This is a genomic window from Microvirga antarctica (assembly GCF_017921815.1).
Taxonomy (GTDB): Bacteria; Pseudomonadota; Alphaproteobacteria; order Rhizobiales; family Beijerinckiaceae; genus Microvirga; species Microvirga antarctica.
On record NZ_JAGEMM010000048.1, the window covers coordinates 1 to 300 of the forward strand.

1 protein-coding gene is annotated in these 300 nt (G+C 49.0%); it reads right to left on the bottom strand.

Going from position 1 to position 300, the window contains the following annotated elements:
• Window positions 1-116: 116 nt before the first annotated feature.
• A partial coding sequence (locus J4G32_RS20800) for a cation:dicarboxylate symporter family transporter (RefSeq protein ID WP_210497551.1) occupies window positions 117-300 on the bottom strand: 184 nt, incomplete at its 5' end.

Below are 300 nucleotides of genomic sequence, written 5' to 3' on the forward strand. Positions count from 1 at the left end.
GCCCCTTCAAGAGCTAAGCCATTAAGAGTGCCGGAGATAAGCGCCGGATGGGGCCGGAACCCTTAAGCCTGTATTGAACAGACTTAAGGGTTTTTCTTTTCCGGGCGCGTAAAAAACTAAGGTCTGTTAATAACCGCTGGCATGTCGTCAGCCGTATGATTATTCAAAATACGGTTAGCCAGCACACCTGACATCATCGATCCGTTAACGTTCAGAGCCGTGCGGGCCATATCAACGATAGGTTCGATGGCAATAAAAATACCGACCAGCGCAACGGGAAAATTCAACGTCGACAGGACA